We start from the raw sequence: 20588 nt of genomic DNA on the forward strand, positions 1-20588 counted from the left end.
TGGTTTGTGGTTTGTGGTTTGTGGTTTGTGGTTTGTGGTTTGTGGTTTGTGGTTTAAGCTATCTTGATTTAATTGCCTTTTTTTATTTTCGCTCTTCAATTTGTAAGCTACATATTTGGGATCTGAAATTCGGGTTTTTCACCTCACTAGCAACCTTTAATTATGCAGTTTTCCGCCTGTCTGGCTAAAACTTCAGCTTCCAATTTTCTACTATTTTACATTCACTTTCTATCTTAAATAATTATTGTCCTCTGAAGAATAAGATAGTACTTAAGGTTTTAAGAAGAATATTTAGATCCAGAAATATGCTGCGATGTTTTATGTAATAGAGGTCATATTGCAGTTTCTCCAGGCTATCGGTATGGCAGGTACCGTAATTCGCCATTACCTGCGCCCAACCAGTAAGCCCTGGTTTAATGATATGCCTGGTATCGTAAAATGGAATTGCCTGCGAAAGTCCTTCAACAAAAACTGGCCTTTCCGGCCTTGGGCCAATAATACTCATTTCACCTTTAAGTACATTGTAGAATTGCGGCACTTCATCTATTCTCGCTCTTCTTAGAAATCTCCCGAACTTTGTAATTCTGTAGTCATTCTTTTGGGCGTATTGGGGGCCGGCGTGTTCTGCGTCGCGCCGCATGGTTCTTAACTTCAGAATACTAAAAACTTCACCATCCTTCCCCACGCGTTCCTGGGAATAGAATACTGATCCCCTGTTTCCAATAAGGTTTCCCGCAACAATAAACGGCAGAAGCAATAAGCCGATAATTATTCCCGCTAAAGAAATAACAATATCAAAAAACCTGAAAATGAGGGTGTAAAATTTGTTGGCATTATTCCTGCTAAAAGGGAAATATCTGTAAAAATCCTTATCTACATTTTCCACAGGAATCCGTTGAGTAACCTCTTCATAAACCTGGGTATAATCTTTAATGGGAACTCCTTTTTTCAGCAATTCATATAGCTTATTGTACAAGGGAAGCATTAATCCCCTTCTGTATGCACTGGCTACCACTACTTCACTAATATGATTTTCAGGAATAATTTCCGGCAATTCCTCTACATGAAATTCCTTTAAATTATGGGTATCCAAACTGGCTTTTACATGGTTATCTGTATTGATAAAACCTACAATATGATAATTAGGATCTGTTTTTTGCAAATCTTCAGCAATAAGTTTAATATCGAAAGAATCGCCTACTACTAAAACCCTTTTATAAAATCTTGGGGTAGAAATAAGATTAATGTAAGAAAACCTCCAGATGAGTAGAGCCCCTGCTATAGAAATAAAAAAGAATAATATCTGTAAGCGGTTTTCAGGCAAACTGGGCGTTAAATAGGGCGTAAGCATGTAAAACAGGACTGTAGTGGAAGTGGCTAGAATAACATTTTTAAGTACACTATCAAACCTGCTGGCCTTCTGAAGATCATAAAGTTCAAAAACGGTAGAAAAAAAATTGAGAAACAGGATCAATATCAGGGTCCACATCCAGTATTGGGAATCAATCCTGAAGTAATCAAATTGAAATAAAATCCCTACCAGGCTTAAAACAAGCAGCACTATAATATTATCAAATAACCGCAGAAGTATCTTGCGCTCCGAGATTTCAAAATGAAATAATGGCTTTCCGGACATATAAACAATTTGGGACGAGCCTAAGATAAAGTTTTAAGTGAGTACTTCCAACCATTCCTGCCTCACAATTTCCCAGTCGAATTTTTCAGCTTTTCTTCGGGCAGCAAAGCTTAATTTCTGTGCTTCCTGCGGATATTGCAATAAAAATTTTACAGCCCGTGCACCTGCCTGGGGATTATTTTTTTCTATAAGAATTCCTTCCTCACGGTTTTTGATTAGATAAGGCATTCCCCCTACCTGGCAAGATACCACCGGCAGGCCCAGTGCCATAGCTTCTATTACACTTACAGGCGTGTTATCTATATTAGAAGTGTTAAGAAATATAGAAAAATCTGAGGCCATTTTAATCCATTGTTTTTTATGCAGTTTTCCGGTAAATTTTACCGGCAGCTCATTTTCTTCAGCATATTTTCGGCAATCTTCCAGGCTGCTGTCTTTCCGGCCACCCATCATACACAATTCGGCATCAGGAAATTCAGGTAAAAGCAATTGTAAAATTTTCAGAGCCATTAACGGATTGTAAATTTCAGCAAAAGACCGTACCCAAAGGAGCTTCGGTTGCAATTGATTTCTTTTCTTAAAATGGTAGTTTTCAAGTTTTACAGGATTAGGAATATATCTCAGGTTGGTAAAACCGTATTTGATGAATTTATCCAGTAAAAAATGGGATGGCGCTATATTTACAAATGCTTTTCCGAATAAATCCCTGCAAAGCCTTTTGTTCTGCTGAAGCCTTTTTTCCAGGTTACCTCCATGTAAAATAGGTATATAGTCTATTTTCCTTGCCCTGCACACCTGTGCCGACAAAACCGCATACCAGAAATTTTGCGTACTGTAAGTATCTATAAGAACATAATCTACAGGCTTAGGAGTGCGGGCAAGCGTAAAAAGCATTTCAAACAATCTTCCCGGCCGGTTCTTTTTTGAAGAAGCAGTAATCACCCTCATCTTCTCTTTCTTAAGGAGTTTGGAGAGAAAGTCTATAGTTGTGGGAGAAGCGCCAATTGCTTCCAGCTTATTACCTATATAGATAATTCGCTTTATGCCGGTATTCATTTGAGCACGTGATTCCACTCTGTTTTTACCAGTTCCCAATCAAATTTTTCAACTTTTTTCCTGGCAGCACTACAAATTTCAGCAGTTTTAGCAGGATCTTCAATACATTCAGCTATAGCGCCCGCCATAGCATCTTTATTATTTGGAGGCACCAGTTTTCCTTCTTTTTCATCATGGATAAGAACGGGCATTCCCCCTACATTGGTAGATACTACCGCAAGGCCCAGGCTCATCGCTTCTATCACACTAATTGGGGTATTATCTATGGTTGTGGTATTGATGAAAAAATCATAGTCTATTGAAAGTGCTGCCCATTCTTTCTTTTTGAGCTTTCCGGTAAATCTTACCGGCAGTTTATGTTTGCGCACATAAGATTTACAGGTTTGCATGCTGCCATCTTTATCGGGACCAACCATACAGAGTTCTGTATCGGGATATTTTTTCATCAGTTCTATTAGCACTTTTAGTGCCAGTAAGGGATTGTACCTTTTCTGAAAACGACGTACCCACAACAGCCGTGGACGAAATTTTTTACGTTCTTTAAAGGGATAGTTCTCCAGCTGAACAGCATTGGGAACCATTTTAGTATTATTAAATCCTTTAGCTTTAAAAATATCATATAGAAAAAGGGAAGGCGCCACATTAACTTTGGCTTTCCCAAAAAGACTTTTACTGTAAGCTTGTGAATCTTCCAGTCGCTCCGGCAGGTTTCCCCCATGCAGAATAGGAATATAATCCAAGTTATAGTGGCGACAGGTTTTACCCACCAGGTAAGCATAATAAAAATTCATAGCCCCGTAGGTATCTATAAGCACAACATCGGTTTGTTTTCTATGTTTAGCCACCAAAGCCAGCATCTCCACCAGCCGTAAACCTTTATTACTTCTTGTTGAAGCTGTTCTTACCTCATATCCTTCTTTTTTCAGCATTTTGCTTAAAAAAGAAATATAAGTGGCGGTAAAACTATCAAGTTGTAAGTCGTTTCCTATGTACAGGATCCTTTTTGTCATCTACAATATATAATAAAGCCAGACCATAAACAAAACCCGGAAGGGCAATTCGCATGGCCGAATGATTTATGGTTAAAAACCAAAATGCTAAGAACGCCAAAAAATAATAATTGTTCCTAAATTTAGTCCAAAATATAACGGGAACAAAAATAAGTATTAACAAAGCTAGTAATCCGAGTAAGCCATGTTCCGATAAAAGGCGACTTACCTCGTTGTGTGAAGCCGTTTCAATTCCTGTTTCCTCCATACGAAATTCCTTGGCTTTGCCCACTCCCACACCTATTACGGGATTGTTATAAAAACCCTGCAGTTCTGTTATTATTAATTCTGCCCTTCCCGTGGTAATATCATCTTCCAGTTTTCCCGACGCATCCCGGTTGGTATACCTGTAGGCAATTAATCCCCGGGTTTGAATGGTAACAATTGTCCACATCCCCACAATTGTTAAAAAAAGAAGAGCCAGTTTTTTTATTAATCTGAACTGGGAACGAACATCCTGCTTCACAAAAAAGATAAGTAGAAATGCTAAAACACAAATAATTGCGGTTAAAACCCCTCCTCTTGAAAATGTAACTATAGCCCTGTAACTCAATAGCGTCATCAAAATAATATCTATTAAATTGATCACCCTGTTTTTTACAGTAAATAGGCGGGTACATACCAAAAAAGCTCCCAAACCCATCACCGTAGAAATCTGGTTGGGCCCGTAACCTCCGGAAGCCGCATAATTGGAATTTGTACCAGACATTAATGCCTCTCCTATACTTGGGGTATAAAAATAAAGATAAGCCATATTGGCCACAAGAGGCAATAACAGCATCAATAAGATATAATTAAACTGGATTTTTGATACTTTTTTATAATAACAGTAAAGCGCTGAGATCCCGAGGCATACAGGACCGCTAAGATTAAAGGCAATGGCTTTCCTGAAAACAACATCATAATCCAGGGTCTGGGACGCCACTACAATACCAGGAATCAGAATAAGAAGGTAAATCCAAAAAGGAACTGTTCTTGTTGAAGTACCTTTGTAAAACATACCAATAAGCAGAAAAAGAATTACGGCGTATTTTCCTGTTTCATAGAAAATCATCCCCCCGTTCATTCTGAAAAAAACTTCTGCCCCGGCAATATAGGCTGCTGCCATCAGAGCCTCGTTGTTCTTATTATCTTTGATAATGACATAAAAGAGCGAAAATGCCAGTACCGCTAAAAGTAGTATCTCGGCCATGGGCCGGTACAAATAAACCAGGAACCCTATTAGTACATGCCCCAGGATTAACTGCAGATAAGATATGTAGTTTAAGTCTTTAATTTCTACTCCGTTTTTTTAAGTTAATTTCTATAAACTCCGATAAAAATCCAGCACCTCTTTTATTATCGCCTTTTCTGAAAAATTTTCCTGTACAGATTTTTTAAGATTTTTAGCATCAGCATTCCTCTGTTTCTCTTGGAAGTAATAATTCATTATTCCGGAAGCAAGTTGGGAGGGGTTCCCTTTTTCCACGAGAATTCCGTTAGTTCCTACAATTTTAGAACATTCTCCAACATTGGTCACCACTACGGGTAATCCTGCACCTGCATATTCCAGAAGAGCCAGCGGTAAACCTTCAGATCTGGAAGATAAAACACCTAAATCTGCTTCTTTCAGTATAACATTTACTTCTGTTTGCTCGCCATAATAAAATATTTCTGCACTTTGTGATGAATTTTGAAAAGCCTCCTTTAATTTTCCGGAATATTCATCGCAAGGATCCTGGCCTAACAAATGAAGGCTTGTAGGAATCTTTTCCGCTAAAATTTCAAAAGCTTTCAGCAAAGTATAATGATCTTTTTGAGGCCGTAGATTAGCAACACAAATAATCTTAAACTTTTTTTCTTCCCCTTTCAGCACCACATTTTTCTCATTCTCCGGACCTTCCGCGAATGAAACAAAATTATTTAGCTGAATTACTTTTTTACACTTCAACCTAGTTTTCGCCCATTTTTCTAAAGTGGTATTTACTGAAATTATTCCGTCAAAAAAACCGGATAAAAAAGATAAAGGCTGAAGGCTGCGCTGACTTAAAAATTCGCTGTTCCCGTAATGGTCATGCCAGACCAGTTTAAAATCTCCTCCAAAAAAATTCAGTATTCCTGCCATAAAATAAGAAGTTCCATGCGCATGGATTATATCAATTTTTTCGGCTTTCAGAAATTTATTCAAATTCATAAACGCCGTCATATCCAGACTATTTTTCTTACACAAAAACAAGTACGAAACCTCCGGCATTAATCGTTCCTTTAAAATACCTTCTTCCCGGGTGCAGCAAAGATAAGACTTTGATATTTTAGTACTCAAAGCATTAGCATAGGAAACCGCCATTAGTTCTGCCCCGCCGGGCCTAAGAGAGTCGATAAGTTGAAGTACTCGCACTTTGGTGTTTGGTGTTTGGTGTTTGGTGTTTGGTGTTTGGTGTTTGGTGTTTGGTGTTTGGTTTAAAAATAATTTTGCCCCTACCCTTCCAAAACATTTTTTAATTCGGTTTCAAGTTTTTCTAAAGTATATTGTTGAGACCACTGCATCGCAGCTTTTGAAACGGCCTCTAACCTTTCCCCATCTTCAAGATAATTTCTTATTTCAGCCAGAGCAGGTTTAAGTTCTTCTCCAATTAAAATTCCCCTGTTTCCATTATCAAGCATCCAGGGAACACAGGAAACCGGGGTTGCAATAGGAATACAACCAAAAAACATAGCTTCGGCCACTGCTTTAGGCCAGCCTTCGCTTTTGGAAGGAAGTATTACGAAATGTGCTTTTTTATAGGCATGTTTTAATTCTGAAATTTCAACACTGCCTCTTATGCTTATAACATGCTCCAGATTCTGTAGGCTTATGTACTTCTGTAAGTCATTTTTTAGCGGGCCGTCTCCAAAAATATCTAGTTTTATCTTAATTCCTTTATTGTGGAGTGCTTCTATAAGCTCTACAACATATCCAGGTCTTTTTCCTTCAACAAGGCTTCCCACAAATAGAAATTGAAAAGGAGGCTGAAATTCCTTTATTAAATTAATCCTTTCCTTTTCCAATTCTGAAAAGGAGGCGGTAAAAAAAGGCACAATATTGGCCGACTGGTTGGGCCATTTTCCATAGACCAAAACCTTCACATTACGGCTAATAAAAGTGTTACCCAGGATTTTCTTCTGAAGTTTATAGCTCCATGGCTGCACCGCTTTTGGATCCCAGTTGCCGGCGTATTTTACCGTTTTCGGCTTCTTCGGAAAAAAAATCTGTAGAAAACAACCTATTAAGCTGATGTTTCCGGGGCACCTTAAATGAATATGATCTGCTTTCCGCATTACTTTTAAAATTCCCAAAATTACGGAAGACATTTTCAAAAGTGATTTGAAGCTGTTGCCCAGACTGGTAAAATTAAGTGTCGGAATTTGATAAAAATCTATGCCAGCTTCAGAATAAGCAGTTTCAATAGCAGACGCAGTGCCGGAAACTTTTGGAGCTGCAATTAATGTTTCATCGGCCAGCTTCATCCAGATATTCATTTCAGAAATATAAGGACTATAGGAATAAAACTTTCCATCTATCCCTTCCTTATGCAATATGTAAGTGATAATTCCGAATTTCATGCTGTCCTTAATGAAACAAATTATAAAAATCTGAATATATAAACTTTAAAGTACGCTTATACTGGAAATAAGTTTCGCCATTTTTATTATAATCACCATCATAAACCATGTAATAATTTTCATTTACCTTCTGAATATCAATCTGATGCATTCCACGGTTAAACCACTTTATATTTTCCTTCGGACCAAGATACTCCCTTTCTTCACGGATTAATTCCAGATGATTATCCTTATTAGCTAATCTGAAAATTGAAATTGCCGAACCATAACCATACCTCCGGTCCTGAATTGGCAAATAATGATTGCCATTAAATTCGAAAAATCTCCCCCCCGGTCGGGTTTCATTTCCAAGCCGACCTGTATAATCTTCTGCTTTATTCCACGCCCCGCTTAAGGAATCGGCTGTAAACATATACTGTTGCATATGCTCATCTACGGCCACAATCAGGTTCAAATCTTCGGAAAGCAGAGTAGCTGGATCTTTTAATTTTCGGTTTTTTATAAGGGTATCGATTTTTTGCCATTTATAAGGAAAATCAGCGGACTTATACAGAATCACATTATCGCATTGATTAGTTTCCGGAAACATATAAAATTCATCTTTGTGCTTAAAGACCTGCGGAAAAGAAAGATGAAAAGGCTCATCCAACACAACGCCTTTATACTGGTAATCTTCACCATCAGGAGAAGTAAAAAGTGCAATGTCAGCATCTTTTTTTCCTTTTAGCTCAACAAAAAGGTAAAAAGTATCCTTTTCCATTATAAAAAAAGGATCAGCAATATAATGACCTGGTTCATCCAAAATACTATCCACTTCGGGATATGAAATAATATTATCAGGATCCAGAACTGGCTTTTCAAGCACCTCATCATTAAAAGAATATCCTACAGACCATTTGCCTACCACAGAGTTTATGAACGGATATTTAAAATTCAATATCAACAACATGAAAATTCCCACCAGAAGAAAAATCCCCAAATATGTAAAAAATTTTCTCCTCATTTATCTATGCACATTCGGCGTATTCCAAAGTAAGCTCAACCATCCCCATATTCTCCCCACACTCTCTGTAAATGCCGATTTTTTTTCTGAAGTAGTAAATCCATTCCCCAACCTGATTAATGTGAGCAGCCATGCCGTTGCGTGCCATTTAATTTTCGCATTTAGCGTCGGATGATGATATTTTACACGCCAAACATACCAGCCATTTCGAACCACCATCTTGCCATACCTGAACTTATTTGGCCTTCCTCCCTCTTCGTGATAATGATAAAGTTTAGCATTTGTATTAACATAGAGTTGTCCCACTTTAGAAGCCCTGAGACAAAAATCCATATCTTCATAAAGTCCGTAACCCTGAAAATATTCTGAAAATGATATTTTCTCAAACAATGAAGTTCTATAAGAAGCCACTCCTCCCATAAAAAATTCCACAGAATAATTTTCTTCGGAAGGAGGTAAAAAGCCGGTTGAAAATCCATTACCTTCTGCCGGCATATAACCGGGAGGCTTGGTACTAAGTAAATTTAATTTTTTCCTTAACACATTCCGGCTCCCAAGTTTTCTTTTCCAACCATCAATTTCAAATTCATGATAATGTGAATCTTCATTATCAGATTTATTCCACTCAACCTCATCAATAATATAACCTCCCACTCCCACAGCATCAGGAAAAGCGGTGTACGTATTTAGAAGATTTTTAAAATAAGAAGGAGTCAGCACAATATCATCATCGAGAAAACAAACAATTTCAGAAGATGCGGCAACTCTTTTTATTCCAAAGTTACGCTGTTTTGTAAGCCCACGATTTTCCTCAGTAACTTTAAAATATTTCAGCTTTAAAAAGGATTCTTTTTCAAGTGCATTAGCGGTGTCATTGTTATGGGAACCGTCGATAATGAGGATTTGATCAGGATAAAGATTTTGTTCCGCAACAGACTTTAAAAGCTTCAGCAAAGGCTGTGGCCTGTGATAGGTACATATTATTAAAGAAAATTTCATCCTGGTTTCTAAGAAATTTGGGGTAAAGGCAGAACAAATATATAAAAACCAATAAAGGCAGTAAGAAGATTTTATGAATTGAGAGATGAGTGTAAAGAACCATTGCTCTTTAATAATTCCTCTGCCCATTCTTCACTTAACTTCCACCTTTTTTGCATTTGCCTGAAATATTTCCAGGGATTCTTTTCCGGTTGCCGATTATAGTATTTTAAAAATAATGAAACTTTGTAACCCTTTATTTGTTGCGGGGTATAATGTTTAAAGGCATAAGCCATTAAAGTGGGAGATGGTTTGGGCAACATCTCACCATGCTCCCAGTGAACAACCTTCTTATTCCTAAAACCTCCTGAAGGAGCTTTTAAATGGATGATTTGAAGTTCAGGATGATAAATTATATCGCAACCGTGCTTGCGCAGCTGCATTCCGAAATCGGCATCTTCTCCAAATCCAAATTCAAAGACTTCTGAAAAACGGCATTTTTTGGCAAAAGCTTTTTTAACCACGCTCGTACCCGCACCAAAACTGCCCCATTGTTTAATTTTTCCAAATACAGTTTCTTCACCAGGCTGTTTACAATTTAAATTAACAGCTGAGATTTGATATTTTGATGCTTCTTCCAAAACATTTTTCAGGAGATCTGATGGCAGGCGGATATCATCATCAGCAAAAAACACCCATTCGCTTTGCACTTTTTGTAAAGCAATATTGCGGGCATTACAGGCCCCGGTTTTATGTGTAAAATGATGGATAATTGAAAAAGGCCAATCTTTACTAATAATTTCTTTAAGCTGAGACTCAGAATTTTTTTCAGGATCCTGTTCAATAATTATAACATGTTGTGGTTTTAAGCTTTGTACTTTCAAATCTTCCAGCACCTGTTCAAGATAATTTTTCCTGCCCAAAGTGGGAATGATTACATCTACGGAAGCATTATTGCTGCCCCAGGTTAATTCATATTTAAACTCCGAAAGCTCTACCTCTTCCCTAAAAATGTTTTTCTTAAAAAAAGCCAGGAAATAAGCCAAAACAGGCAATTTATTTTCGTACTTCCATAAGCACCACAACAAAACCGAAGTCCAGAAGCCGGTATAATGTTGCTGAATAAATGAAAACAATTCCGACTGTGAAGCCTGTGAAACAGGTTTATTACTTGTCCCTTCAGTGGTAAGAGCGGGATCGCTATAGCAAAAAAGACCGTTTTGTTGCCCTGTTTTAGCAATGGAATTTAAAAGGTAGCCGAGGCCGGAAATATCCTTAAACAATCTTTTAAACTTCAGCAATACTTTGCCCTTAATACCCCCCAAGTCGCTGCTCATTTGCCAGGTAGGATATTTTACCTTCCGGTTCACATTCACAAAAGGCAATTGATCTACATAACCTATACTTTCAGGCAGAAAAATTGTTTTTACAGCATAGGAAGCCATCATTAAGTTATGCTGGAAAGTTCTATTCCAATTCTCTAGCTTTACATTCTTATATAATTCTTCTTCGCACCAGCCAATAATTTCATTAGGAAATCTTTCTGCTAATTCCCATAAGGCGCCAGGACAGGTAGTATTGGTTAACGCTACTTCTTCAGCATCTGAAGAAATTACTTTTATAGGAATTTGTGCTTTTTGATGAATGAGAATTTTCAAGGAGAATTGACTTTGAACAAATGTAGTATAAATTCCAAATATGTTTTGAACTAGCCTTTGGAGATTAATTCGGGCTGTGAGGAGCGAGTTTCATGGGATTGCGTCAGTCGCCTTTAAGGCTCCTTCGCAATGGCGGTTCCAATGGTGCTTTCAACGCCATTGCGAGCGGAGTGAACGCAGCGAAGCAATCTGTTGTGGAGGGAGTTACATCATGTTTGGAGGATGCCTCGTAAGATTGCGTAGGACTTTCGGCCTCGCAATGACTGGATCCCACGATTAATTCTCTACTATCCTCGTATAAAAATCAATATTCTGCTTCACCACAATTTCCGTAGAAAATTTTTTAAGAACTTGTTCCCTTGCAGCTTTTCCCATTTGTTGTGCAAGTTCCGGATCTTGTAATAGTTTTATTATTTTTTCAGCGTAGGCTTTATGATTTTTAGGATTTTCGGTAAAGCCGGTCTTGTTGTTAATCATCACTTCCTTTGCCCAGCCTATATTAGACGTTACCATAGCCTTCTCCATGGCCATTGCTTCCAGCCAGGTCATAGGCAGGGCTTCAGCAAAACTCGGTAGTACGATCATCGCTGCTTCAGCGAGCTGTTTTCTAATTTCTGAGTAACTGACTTCAGGAAAATATCTTAATCGTTGCTTTGCCTGCAGACTCAGTTTTTCCTGAAAAAGTTCTAAGGTTGACTTCTTCTCAAAAATATCCAACACATCTTTTCCTATCATCCAAAGCTCGGCTTCCGGATTGCTTTTGACGATTTCATTGAAAATAAAAGCCAGCTCCAGCACTCCTTTCTTCCGTATTATCGTCCCAAAATAAAGCAGTCGGTTTCTTACAACAGTTTTTTTTGAAGGAGTGAATTTTGCTGTTTCAATGCTATTCGGAATAACTGTGATTGCCTGCTTAAGCTTAAAAATTTCTTTTGTCTTTTCCGCAGTAAAAGTACTCACGGAAACAAGCGCATCTGCAGATTTTAAAGCCATCTTTTCAAAAAGCCGGTTTCTATACTTCTGTTTTCTTCCTTCCAGCTCACAAAAATAAGCGTCAGTACCGTGCATCCGAATAATTAACGGACAGCAAAGCTTTATAAAAGCAGTAATCCCCGTCCAGTCAGGTGCTTCAATAAGATCTATTTTTTCTTTTTGAATCTTAACATTAAGAACTTTCTGAACATATTTCCTGTAAAGGTACCAGCCCAGGAAGCGGTACTTTTTCTGTTTAATAAAATAAAAACTGATCCCATTCTCCTTAAATATCAGGTCTTGCTTTTGTCCGTAGATAAAAACGCTGACTTTTATGTTTTTTGCAACAAGCGAAGAAGCGAGGTTTTTAATACTGGTTCCTAAACCACCGGAAGCTGTGGATTGGGGATTCGGATATTCCGGCGTGAGGAAACCTATATGCATGGCAACAGATTTATATGTTCATCCACCATCTTTTTCAGGTTGTATTGATCTTCTATTAATCTGCTCACATCCCCGGAAATATTTAACTCACCATCCAGTATTGTTTCAAGTAGTTCACTCAGCGCTGCAATATTCCCTGCCGGAAAAAGAAAACCGTTCTTTCCATTTGTAATTATTTCCGGGTTTCCTCCCACGGGAGTGGTAATTACCGGGACGTTTGCGGCAAGACTTTCCAAAATAGACAAACTAAAACATTCCATGTAAGTAGGTTGCAGTAAAAATGAATAATTTTGCAACAACTCCGGTAAATTTGAAGTACTGCCTTTAAAATTAAATTGCGGCTCCAGTTTATATTCTCTCACAATTTCTTTTAGTCGGGTTTCCAGGGGACCCACCCCGAAAATGTCAATTTTCAGCAGCTTCTTTTTTTCTTCAGAAAGTAAATTCACAGCTTCAATTAGATCCTGGATTCCTTTTGATTCCCTTAAATGGGAAGCCACAATGAACTTTCCCCATTTTTTTGTCGTTCTCTTGAGATAAACAGAAGTATCAATTCCATTATAAACAACTTTTGTTTTTTTCCGAAGATAGCCGCCGTAATCCTGAAGGATATAGTCGGCAGTATACTGGGATACCCCAACAAAACAGTCGATATACTGAGAATAGAGTCTGCCTTTAAGTTTATTCTTTACCCGTTTTTTCAACGGAAAACCGTGTAACGGACGCGGATTATGATCTACTGCAATAACATAAGGCTGACTTCTTTCTTTCAGCTTTTTATAGAACGAAGTGCAGAGTGCCAGGAAATGGGTGACTACAATGTTATATTTTGATCCTGTTGTTTTACTCAGGAACTGATCTTCTGCAGAAATTTCTTCAGAAGCATAAACAGTCAAATTAGTAAAAAAATTATGAAGTGTGCAATTACTAAAGAACCAGTCTACCTGAAAACCCTTTTCTTTACAGGCATCGTCATAAGCTACAAAGAACCTGTCCATTCCCCCAATCCGGTCTGGTTTAAGCTCGTAGTTGCAAATTACCGCTATTTGCTTCCTATTGCTCAAGCTTCTGAAAATTCTTTTAAAGTTTTAGCAATTCTCTGACTGGTTCCTTTCAGCGGCTTTCCAATTTGTATTTTAAGTAACTCCTTTTGTTCCTGAAGACGGGCTTGAGGATTATTTAAGCTGAAGTTAATTTCCCGAAGCAGCTCGTCAACATTCTTTACAATTGCTACTGCCCCGCTTTTTACCACTCTCTCATAATGGCTGTATAGCAAATATTTCTGATCATCATAAAGATAATTTTCTCCTGTTCCGAAGGTGGGATTTATTACAGGTTTGTCAAATAACATAAAATCAAGACTCATCGTGGAGCACATATTAATATTCAAATCACAATTTTCCAGCAGTGATCTTAAATCCATAAGATCTTCTGCAAGGGGCACCCTTTGGGACCAGGGTTCCGGATGATTTTCACGGGTTAATTCCCATTTCGGATAATTCCATTTAATAAAAGAAAATTTTTCCACCAAATCTTTAAACCTTGAGCCATCTTCAGCAGGAGAAGTCCGTACCAGAAAATTTACCTCTTTTGCCAATTTTTCCTGTACAATAAATTGGGCTATGGTTTTTATATAAAATGGATCATTTTTACTGGTGGAAGCGTCACCACAACTATAACAAATAGTCTTAAATGAAGGATTTAAGTCAAATTTTTGGTAAAAATCGGCTTTAGAAGACCTATATCTATCCAGAACGTAGGGTTCAAATTGGGGAGTGCCTACTACCTCAACCGGTTGATTTTTCGTTTCAGGATAAAAATAATGCAGTTCTTTCTTCATCAAATTACTCCAGACCAGGAAGGAATCGAAAGGCGCTGCCATTCTTCCTTTTGAAGGTAAATTGTCCCAACTGAAGATAAAAGAGCAGGTTTTAATTCCTAATTTCTTCGCACTATAATCAAGTGGTGCGAGATAAGGTGGCCTTTGGTGAGTGAAGAATAAAAGATCAGGTTTTTCTTTCTTAAGTAAATCCCTGTATAATTGATGAACCTCAGCATTTTTTAATGAGCTTACCTGGTTTTTATAAAACCTTCTTATCCATTTTTCTGAATGAAATTTAGAGGTTAGCCTAAATATTATTTTGGTGATTAAAGCACGTTTTGATTTTGTAACAGGAAAATTTTTCTGAAGATTATAATTTATGCCTGCAAATTTATTTTTATGAAGCTGCATATGAGCTACCTCTTTTAATTTACGCCAAAACCAGGTTTCACCCGATTCCTTAAAAACGGGAAGTTCAACGATCTTTACATTTACCTGCTCCTGCATCTCAAAAGATTCAGATGGTAATCCAGAAAAAATAACCACCTCATCGAAAGTGTCTAAGCTTTGCGTAATAAAATCACTTAGAATAAAATTCCGATAACCCACACCGTCAACTATTACCAGTCCCAGAGTATTTTGCGATTTTTTCACTGAAGTATTGACCTGCATATTATTCTATGAAGCTTTAAAATAAGAATTTAAACAGGAAAAGAGATTATGCTTTCGATATTCTGCGAAACTTTCTAATCACAAACTCTTCCGTTCTCCACATGGATTCATAAGTTGCACCTGCAATATGAGGAGTAATGATTACATTGTCCAAATGTTTTGCTGCTTTTATTAAAGGATTGTTCCCACGCGCTTCTGCAGAATTCTCTGAATCTAATACGTCTGTAGCCAAACCGGAGATTTTCTTTTGAATTAGCATATCAGCCAAAACAGTTTCATCAATTACTTCTCCCCTGGAAGTATTTACAATGTATGCAGTGGATTTCAGGTATTTAAGATTTGTTTCATTTAAGAATCTGGTGTTTTCCTGATTCAGGGGAATATGAATAGAAAGGACATCTATTTCTGACATAAATCGCTCCAGGTCTTCCACAGCGTTAGGATGATTTTTCAGGTTGTAATCTTTATCATAAAATACAAACGGCATTTTAAATACTCTGGCATATTCTGAAATCTGCTTTCCAACTCTTCCGAAGCCTAGAATCCCAAGTTTATAATGATAAAGATTATGTGCCTTAAAGTAATCCCTTTCCCAGTATCCATTCGTAACATGATTATGAGCCGCCGGAATTTTCCGCAGTAAAGATAAGAGTAAAGCCCATGTATGCTCGGCTGTAGAAGGAATGCCCGCCAGAAATTCAGTTTCACCTCTTAAGGAAATTACTTTAATTCCTTTTTCTTCAGCGGCGTTAACATCTACATGATTCAATCCGGTGGTAGGAGTCAGAATGAACCTTAGCTTATTGGCTTTTTCAATAATTTCTTTATCAATAACATGCCCCAGTCGGATCATCAGAACATCTGCTTCTTCGACAGCTTTCAACAATTCAGTTCTTGAAAATGGTCCTTTTAAGACCTCCGATATCCCCCGAAGCAATTCTAGGTTCTCTTCTCCAAAATCTAAAGGCTCTGTTATTAAAACTTTCATTGGTTCAGGTTATTCCATTTCTCAATCAGGGCATGCAGAATAAGAACATCCATTTCAGTATCAATATTTACTGCCCATTCCGCATCCATCTTATAAATAGCTTTTGATTTCGGCATAAAAGTTTTCTCCTTTTTAAGGATATCAGTTTTCATCAAATAAATACATCCGTTCCTAATGTATCTCTTAGGCAGATCCTGTCTTCTGGTGGTTTCGAATTCGGGCATCTCACATTTAGCTTCCCTGCCTTCTATTCTGTACATCCTGGCGGGATGATTATCTCCTACAGACACCATACTTATCACTGCATCTGTATCTTCAGATTGTAAAATTTCAATTGCATTATCCACGTCCTTTGCTGTTCGTAAAGGTGCTGTAGGTTGAAGCAACATTACAGCATCAAAAAACGTATTTTCGTCCTCAAATTCCTGAAGGGTATTTAGAACAGTGTCTACGACATTGGAAGTATCTGAAGCTAATTTCTCAGGGCGTTTTATTACCCTGCACTGATATTCTTCGGAAACCCTGCTTATTTCTTCATCTTCTGTATTCACCACCAGTTCAGTAAGCAGCTTACTCTTTTGTCCGGTTTCGATTGCGTAAGCAATTAAAGGTTTCCCGCCAAATTCAAGAATATTTTTTCCCGGAACTCCTTTGCTTCCTCCCCTGGCAGGTATGATTCCTAAAACCCTCACTAGTACGTAATCGTTTTGCTAAAAGTCAGTTCAGCTTCAGCTAAGATCTCTGCAATTTTTTCGCCGGAATTTCCGCTTCCGTAAAGTCCGGAACTTTTAAAATGCTGTTGTTCAATAGCCGACTTTGTTACTTTAAGTATTTCTTCTTCTTTATAAGTTACGTCAGTAACATTCTCGGCACGGCTCCTTCTGTGCTGACGATTTCCGATATTCACCACCGGAACACCCAGGTAGGCACATTCCCTGAGTCCGGCACTGGAATTCCCTACCAAAACTTTTGAATTTTTCAAGAGCTTCAGAAAATCCATAGGCTCCATATTCTTGAAAAAATGAATATTTTTTGGCTGCTCTAACTCCCGAAATGCACGGATTCCGTTTGAAGTTCCATCAGATCCCGCGTCTACATTGGGCCAGAACCAGAAGGCAGGATAACCTAAAGCTTTAATGGCTCTAAGTGTTTCCTGAATATGTTTCTTAGCTTCTTTATATTCTGTAGTAACAGGGTGCTGCATTACCACAACATAACCTTCTTTCCAGTTCAATTCGGCACCTACTCCTCCATATTTTTTAATGGGATTAAAATCAAGGTCCGGATTTTCTTCCACTTCTCTCGCAAGATCTATTGAAGGACATCCGGTATTGATAACCTTTTCAGGGTCTTCGCCAAGCTTTATTACCCGTTGGCGTGCATCTTCAGTACAAACCAGGTGCAGATCTGCCAGTTTTGTATTTGAATGCCGCACTTTTTCATCTATACTGCCGGTAACTTCCCCTCCCTGTACGTGTACCAACGGAATGTTCTGATAAGCTGCTGCGATGGAAGTAGCAATGGTTTCAAATCTATCGGCAATTGTGATGACCGCATCCGGTTGTAAATTGTAAAAAACATTGGTGAGTTCCATCACCCCAATTCCGGTTGTTTTAGCCATAGTGGTAGGATTCTCCCCTTCCAGCACCATAAAAACTTTTGCTGCAATAGAAAAGCCGTCCCTTTCAATAAAATCCACCGCATTTCCATAACGATCCAGTAAAGCAGAACCGGCAATCACTAACTGTAGTTCCAGCTTCGGATGATTTTTTATAGCAGTAAGTGCAGTTTTGATCCGACTGTAAGAGGGGCGAGCGGTAACTACTACGCAGATTTTACGTATAAACACATTCGTCATAGAAATTTTCTTATTTGAAATCTTGCAGCAGTACTTGCTCTTATTCTTATCCAATGCAGGAATTGCTTCCCTGTTGGTGATGTAAATATTACCTTAAGACCACCCTGAAAGTCACCAGATTTTTTTACTGAATATTCCCCATTCTTATTTAATGAAATCAAATGCGCATATTTCAATTTAGGAAAAATCTGCTTAATTATTTCTACCTGATCTTTTCTATCCCCTTCAATTACAACTATTCCCCCGGGAACCATTTTTCGTTTGATTTCTTTCAGATTTTGCTCACTTCCATCAACAATAATCAAATCATATTTTTTCTTTGAAGATAATGCTGAAACTTCAGGATATAAATTCATTTTAGAAAAATTCTCTCCTAAGTTCTTAGGTATCTGACTTAGACAAAAATCATTTGCTTCAGTCCCTATGAATTCTATATCAAACCCCTTTTCTTTTGAAAATTTAATTAAAGACCCGGAAATAGTTCCTATCCCCACACCAACTTCTAAGATCCTTTTAAACCCGTATTTTTTCACAAGGTTCAGAATGTGGAAAAGTGCAAATTCACTTACAATATGTTGACTTCCCTCAGCTTTACAATACTGCTTATACTCAGAATGGGCGAATTGTTTAAGATTCATAATCATTAGGGAAGTTATTGAGGCTAAAATAAAGAAAATTCAATAGAATAACATTGGTCAATGCGCAGGACTTCGAAAAGATCATAGCAAAAGCATCATTGCAGGCAGCGCAGCAAATTTATTATCGGTGAGTCACCATCATGTGCAGTGGATGCCTGATGAGATTGCGTCGGCCTGGCGGCCTCGCAATGACGGTTCCAATCATGTTTTACCGCCATTGCGAGCGGAGTGAAACGTAGTGCTGCAATCTGTTGTGAAAATTCAAGATCATGTTAGAAGGTAATCCACAACAGATTGCCACGGCCCCCTGGGGCGGACTCCCAATGACAGTTCGCATGGAGACACTTTACCCCAAATTCTCCCCCTTTAAAAAATCCCACTGCTTTAAACTCTGTTTTAACTCCTTCCCAATGACCTTTTCAAATTCTGAAGCAGGAATGCCGAAGCCCTTAGGCTTTTTCGCCTCCAGATCATTAAACTTCAGTATATGCCCCACAGAGAGATCTTTATTTACTGCTAAAGATTTCTCAAAGATATTTTTTAAGTCTTTAAACGCAGAATTATCTTCTTTATTCCCAGGATTTTCCTGAGCTAGAGCAATGTTTCGGACAGATTTCACCAACTGACTTATCTCATCTATTTCTAACGACGATTTTGCATCAGGACCAAAACTCCTCCTGTCAAAAACCGCATGAAACTCCAGGATCTCTGCTCCGAGAGCCGTCGCTGCAATACAGGTTTCAATTCCTGCGGAATGATCGGAATAGCCCACGGCCACATTATAGCGGTCTTTTAATTCCCCCATCACGTTTAAACCATAATTCTCCGGACTGGTTGGATAAGCCGTAGTACACTGTAAAATAGAAAACTCTATTTCTCGTCTTTTAAGAAATTCCACCGTTTTATCCAGTTCAGAAAATGAACTCATTCCCGAAGATAGAATAATGGGTTTTCCTGTTCTAGCAATTTTTTCCAGCAAAAGGAAATTATTCACTTCCCCCGACCCTATTTTATACTGCTTCACTCCAACTTCTTCCAAAAGGTCTACCGCTGCATTGCTAAAAGGGGAAGCCAAAAACTCCACCCCTCTTTCATTACATCTTGTTTTAATCAGTTTCCATTGATCCAGAGAAAATCCCATCCGCTTCCAATAGTTAAACCGGGATTTATCCTGTTGCGAAAACTTCACCCTGAATGGCTCATGGATACTGCTCTCTGCATCGGCAATGTGCACCTGAAACTTTACAGCATCCACTCCTGTTTCGGCCAAAGCATCAATATAACTTAGAGCAAGACCTAAACTCCCATCGTGCGCCTGACCTACTTCTGCAATTAAAAAAGCCATTAATAAAGGGGTTTTGAAAGGTTATTAAAAGTAGCCAGTGTATTTGGATGAACCGGGTTTCTTTCTTTCCAAATCTTTCTGAGATTTAAAACATTTTCAAACATAGTGACCCAGAATTTTTGAAAAAACTTCCGATCTTTCAGTCCATACTTTTTAAAATTAAGAATATATAGTCTGAAAATCTTCTTTAGGAACAGGGGAAAAGGATAATACACCATATAAAAATAAGAGGTATTCTTCAATTGCTTTCCGAAGCGGAAATAATTCGCTTCCTTTCCTCTTTTGGTCTTTTCGATCCGGTGATTTACCTGAATGCTATAAGTATAAAGAATATTATAACCTTTTTCAAGTACCTCCAATGCCACACACCATTCCTCCCCGTATATATCGATCCATGCGGGAAATCCCCGGGTTTCATCATATATACTTTTTTTTATTACAAAACCACAACCCACAAAATCGTTCACCAGAAAATCCGGCTGCACCTTAATTAATTCCAGTGGGATATCATTATCAGAGCTCCAGTTTCCTTTTATTTCCTTAAACCCGATAATCGCAAGTTTAGGATATTCTTTAAACAATTTTTCCGATCTTTTAATAAAATCAGACTGTAATGGGTGTGCATCATCGTCAAAACCAAATAATAAATTTCCCCTGGCGGTTTTATACAAAACATTTCGTGCCCTGGATGCCCCAAGTCTTTTTTCTGAATACATCCAGTGGACTTCCGGAAATTCCTGCTTTAAACTCTCTGAATCATCTGTGCAACCATCGAGAAAAACCCGTATTTCATGAACCTCCTCATCTACATATCTATGCAGGATCTTTAATGTCCTGGAAAGTTCAGTTCTGCGGTTCCTGGAAACTATAAGAATGGATGCTTCCAT

The 20588-nt window shown here is 38.1% G+C and carries 18 protein-coding genes; all 18 read right to left on the reverse strand.

The window, feature by feature from the left end:
* Positions 1–241: 241 nt before the first annotated feature.
* The gene (locus tag RM539_RS09330) at positions 242–1636 is read right to left on the reverse strand and encodes a sugar transferase (RefSeq protein WP_311503120.1); all 1395 of its coding nucleotides are present in this window, start codon (positions 1634–1636) and stop codon (positions 242–244) included.
* Positions 1637–1669: 33 nt separating this feature from the next.
* A complete protein-coding gene (locus tag RM539_RS09335; RefSeq protein WP_311503121.1) occupies positions 1670–2731 on the reverse strand; it encodes a glycosyltransferase family 4 protein in 1062 nt (353 codons plus the stop codon).
* Positions 2689–3702, reverse strand: a complete 1014-nt coding sequence (locus RM539_RS09340) for a glycosyltransferase family 4 protein (protein WP_311503122.1) — start codon at positions 3700–3702, stop codon at positions 2689–2691. The genes RM539_RS09335 and RM539_RS09340 overlap by 43 nt, the downstream gene beginning before the upstream one ends.
* The gene (locus RM539_RS09345) at positions 3659–4933 is read right to left on the reverse strand and encodes an O-antigen ligase family protein (protein WP_311503123.1); all 1275 of its coding nucleotides are present in this window, start codon (positions 4931–4933) and stop codon (positions 3659–3661) included. Before RM539_RS09345 ends, RM539_RS09340 begins: the two co-directional genes overlap by 44 nt.
* Positions 4934–5044: 111 nt before the next feature.
* A complete protein-coding gene (locus tag RM539_RS09350; RefSeq protein ID WP_311503124.1) occupies positions 5045–6118 on the reverse strand; it encodes a glycosyltransferase in 1074 nt (357 codons plus the stop codon).
* An 80-nt stretch (positions 6119–6198) separates the two neighbouring features.
* On the reverse strand, positions 6199–7323 hold the full coding sequence (locus RM539_RS09355) for a glycosyltransferase family 4 protein (RefSeq protein ID WP_311503125.1): 1125 nt from the start codon (positions 7321–7323) through the stop codon (positions 6199–6201).
* Positions 7324–7330: 7 nt separating this feature from the next.
* A complete protein-coding gene (locus tag RM539_RS09360) occupies positions 7331–8326 on the reverse strand; it encodes a glucosamine inositolphosphorylceramide transferase family protein (RefSeq protein WP_311503126.1) in 996 nt (331 codons plus the stop codon).
* The gene (locus RM539_RS09365; protein WP_311503127.1) at positions 8327–9325 is read right to left on the reverse strand and encodes a glycosyltransferase family 2 protein; all 999 of its coding nucleotides are present in this window, start codon (positions 9323–9325) and stop codon (positions 8327–8329) included.
* 71 nt (positions 9326–9396) lie between these two features.
* A complete protein-coding gene (locus tag RM539_RS09370) occupies positions 9397–10962 on the reverse strand; it encodes a glycosyltransferase family 2 protein (RefSeq protein WP_311503128.1) in 1566 nt (521 codons plus the stop codon).
* A 276-nt stretch (positions 10963–11238) separates the two neighbouring features.
* Positions 11239–12378, reverse strand: coding sequence for a glycosyltransferase family 4 protein (locus tag RM539_RS09375; RefSeq protein ID WP_311503129.1), 1140 nt, complete (start codon positions 12376–12378; stop codon positions 11239–11241).
* Positions 12369–13442, reverse strand: coding sequence for a glycosyltransferase family 4 protein (locus RM539_RS09380; protein WP_311503130.1), 1074 nt, complete (start codon positions 13440–13442; stop codon positions 12369–12371). The genes RM539_RS09375 and RM539_RS09380 overlap by 10 nt, the downstream gene beginning before the upstream one ends.
* Entirely contained in the window at positions 13439–14872 is a 1434-nt protein-coding gene (locus RM539_RS09385) for a hypothetical protein (protein WP_311503131.1), read from the reverse strand. Before RM539_RS09385 ends, RM539_RS09380 begins: the two co-directional genes overlap by 4 nt.
* 46 nt (positions 14873–14918) lie before the next feature.
* The gene (locus RM539_RS09390; RefSeq protein WP_311503132.1) at positions 14919–15860 is read right to left on the reverse strand and encodes an NAD(P)-dependent oxidoreductase; all 942 of its coding nucleotides are present in this window, start codon (positions 15858–15860) and stop codon (positions 14919–14921) included.
* Positions 15857–16552, reverse strand: coding sequence for an acylneuraminate cytidylyltransferase family protein (locus tag RM539_RS09395; RefSeq protein ID WP_311503133.1), 696 nt, complete (start codon positions 16550–16552; stop codon positions 15857–15859). Before RM539_RS09395 ends, RM539_RS09390 begins: the two co-directional genes overlap by 4 nt.
* Positions 16552–17718, reverse strand: a complete 1167-nt coding sequence (gene neuC / locus RM539_RS09400; protein WP_432264618.1) for a UDP-N-acetylglucosamine 2-epimerase — start codon at positions 17716–17718, stop codon at positions 16552–16554. Before neuC ends, RM539_RS09395 begins: the two co-directional genes overlap by 1 nt.
* The gene (locus RM539_RS09405) at positions 17715–18356 is read right to left on the reverse strand and encodes a class I SAM-dependent methyltransferase (protein WP_311503134.1); all 642 of its coding nucleotides are present in this window, start codon (positions 18354–18356) and stop codon (positions 17715–17717) included. The genes neuC and RM539_RS09405 overlap by 4 nt, the downstream gene beginning before the upstream one ends.
* A gap of 346 nt (positions 18357–18702) precedes the next feature.
* Positions 18703–19701, reverse strand: coding sequence for an N-acetylneuraminate synthase family protein (locus RM539_RS09410; protein ID WP_311503135.1), 999 nt, complete (start codon positions 19699–19701; stop codon positions 18703–18705).
* Positions 19701–20588, reverse strand: coding sequence for a glycosyltransferase family 2 protein (locus RM539_RS09415; RefSeq protein WP_311503136.1), 888 nt, complete (start codon positions 20586–20588; stop codon positions 19701–19703). Before RM539_RS09415 ends, RM539_RS09410 begins: the two co-directional genes overlap by 1 nt.

This window comes from Autumnicola musiva (genome assembly GCF_031846585.1).
GTDB lineage: Bacteria > Bacteroidota > Bacteroidia > Flavobacteriales > Flavobacteriaceae > Autumnicola > Autumnicola musiva.

Coding starts and splice junctions, on each gene's coding strand:
- RM539_RS09330 (WP_311503120.1), bottom strand. CDS start 1,636: ATGTCCGGAAAGCCATTATTTCATTTTGAAATCTCGGAGCGCAAGATA.
- RM539_RS09340 (WP_311503122.1), bottom strand. CDS start 3,702: ATGACAAAAAGGATCCTGTACATAGGAAACGACTTACAACTTGATAGT.
- RM539_RS09345 (WP_311503123.1), bottom strand. CDS start 4,933: ATGGCCGAGATACTACTTTTAGCGGTACTGGCATTTTCGCTCTTTTAT.
- RM539_RS09355 (WP_311503125.1), bottom strand. CDS start 7,323: ATGAAATTCGGAATTATCACTTACATATTGCATAAGGAAGGGATAGAT.
- RM539_RS09360 (WP_311503126.1), bottom strand. CDS start 8,326: ATGAGGAGAAAATTTTTTACATATTTGGGGATTTTTCTTCTGGTGGGA.
- RM539_RS09365 (WP_311503127.1), bottom strand. CDS start 9,325: ATGAAATTTTCTTTAATAATATGTACCTATCACAGGCCACAGCCTTTG.
- RM539_RS09375 (WP_311503129.1), bottom strand. CDS start 12,378: ATGCATATAGGTTTCCTCACGCCGGAATATCCGAATCCCCAATCCACA.
- RM539_RS09385 (WP_311503131.1), bottom strand. CDS start 14,872: ATGCAGGTCAATACTTCAGTGAAAAAATCGCAAAATACTCTGGGACTG.
- RM539_RS09390 (WP_311503132.1), bottom strand. CDS start 15,860: ATGAAAGTTTTAATAACAGAGCCTTTAGATTTTGGAGAAGAGAACCTA.
- neuC (WP_432264618.1), bottom strand. CDS start 17,718: ATGACGAATGTGTTTATACGTAAAATCTGCGTAGTAGTTACCGCTCGC.
- RM539_RS09405 (WP_311503134.1), bottom strand. CDS start 18,356: ATGAATCTTAAACAATTCGCCCATTCTGAGTATAAGCAGTATTGTAAA.
- RM539_RS09410 (WP_311503135.1), bottom strand. CDS start 19,701: ATGGCTTTTTTAATTGCAGAAGTAGGTCAGGCGCACGATGGGAGTTTA.
- RM539_RS09415 (WP_311503136.1), bottom strand. CDS start 20,588: ATGGAAGCATCCATTCTTATAGTTTCCAGGAACCGCAGAACTGAACTT.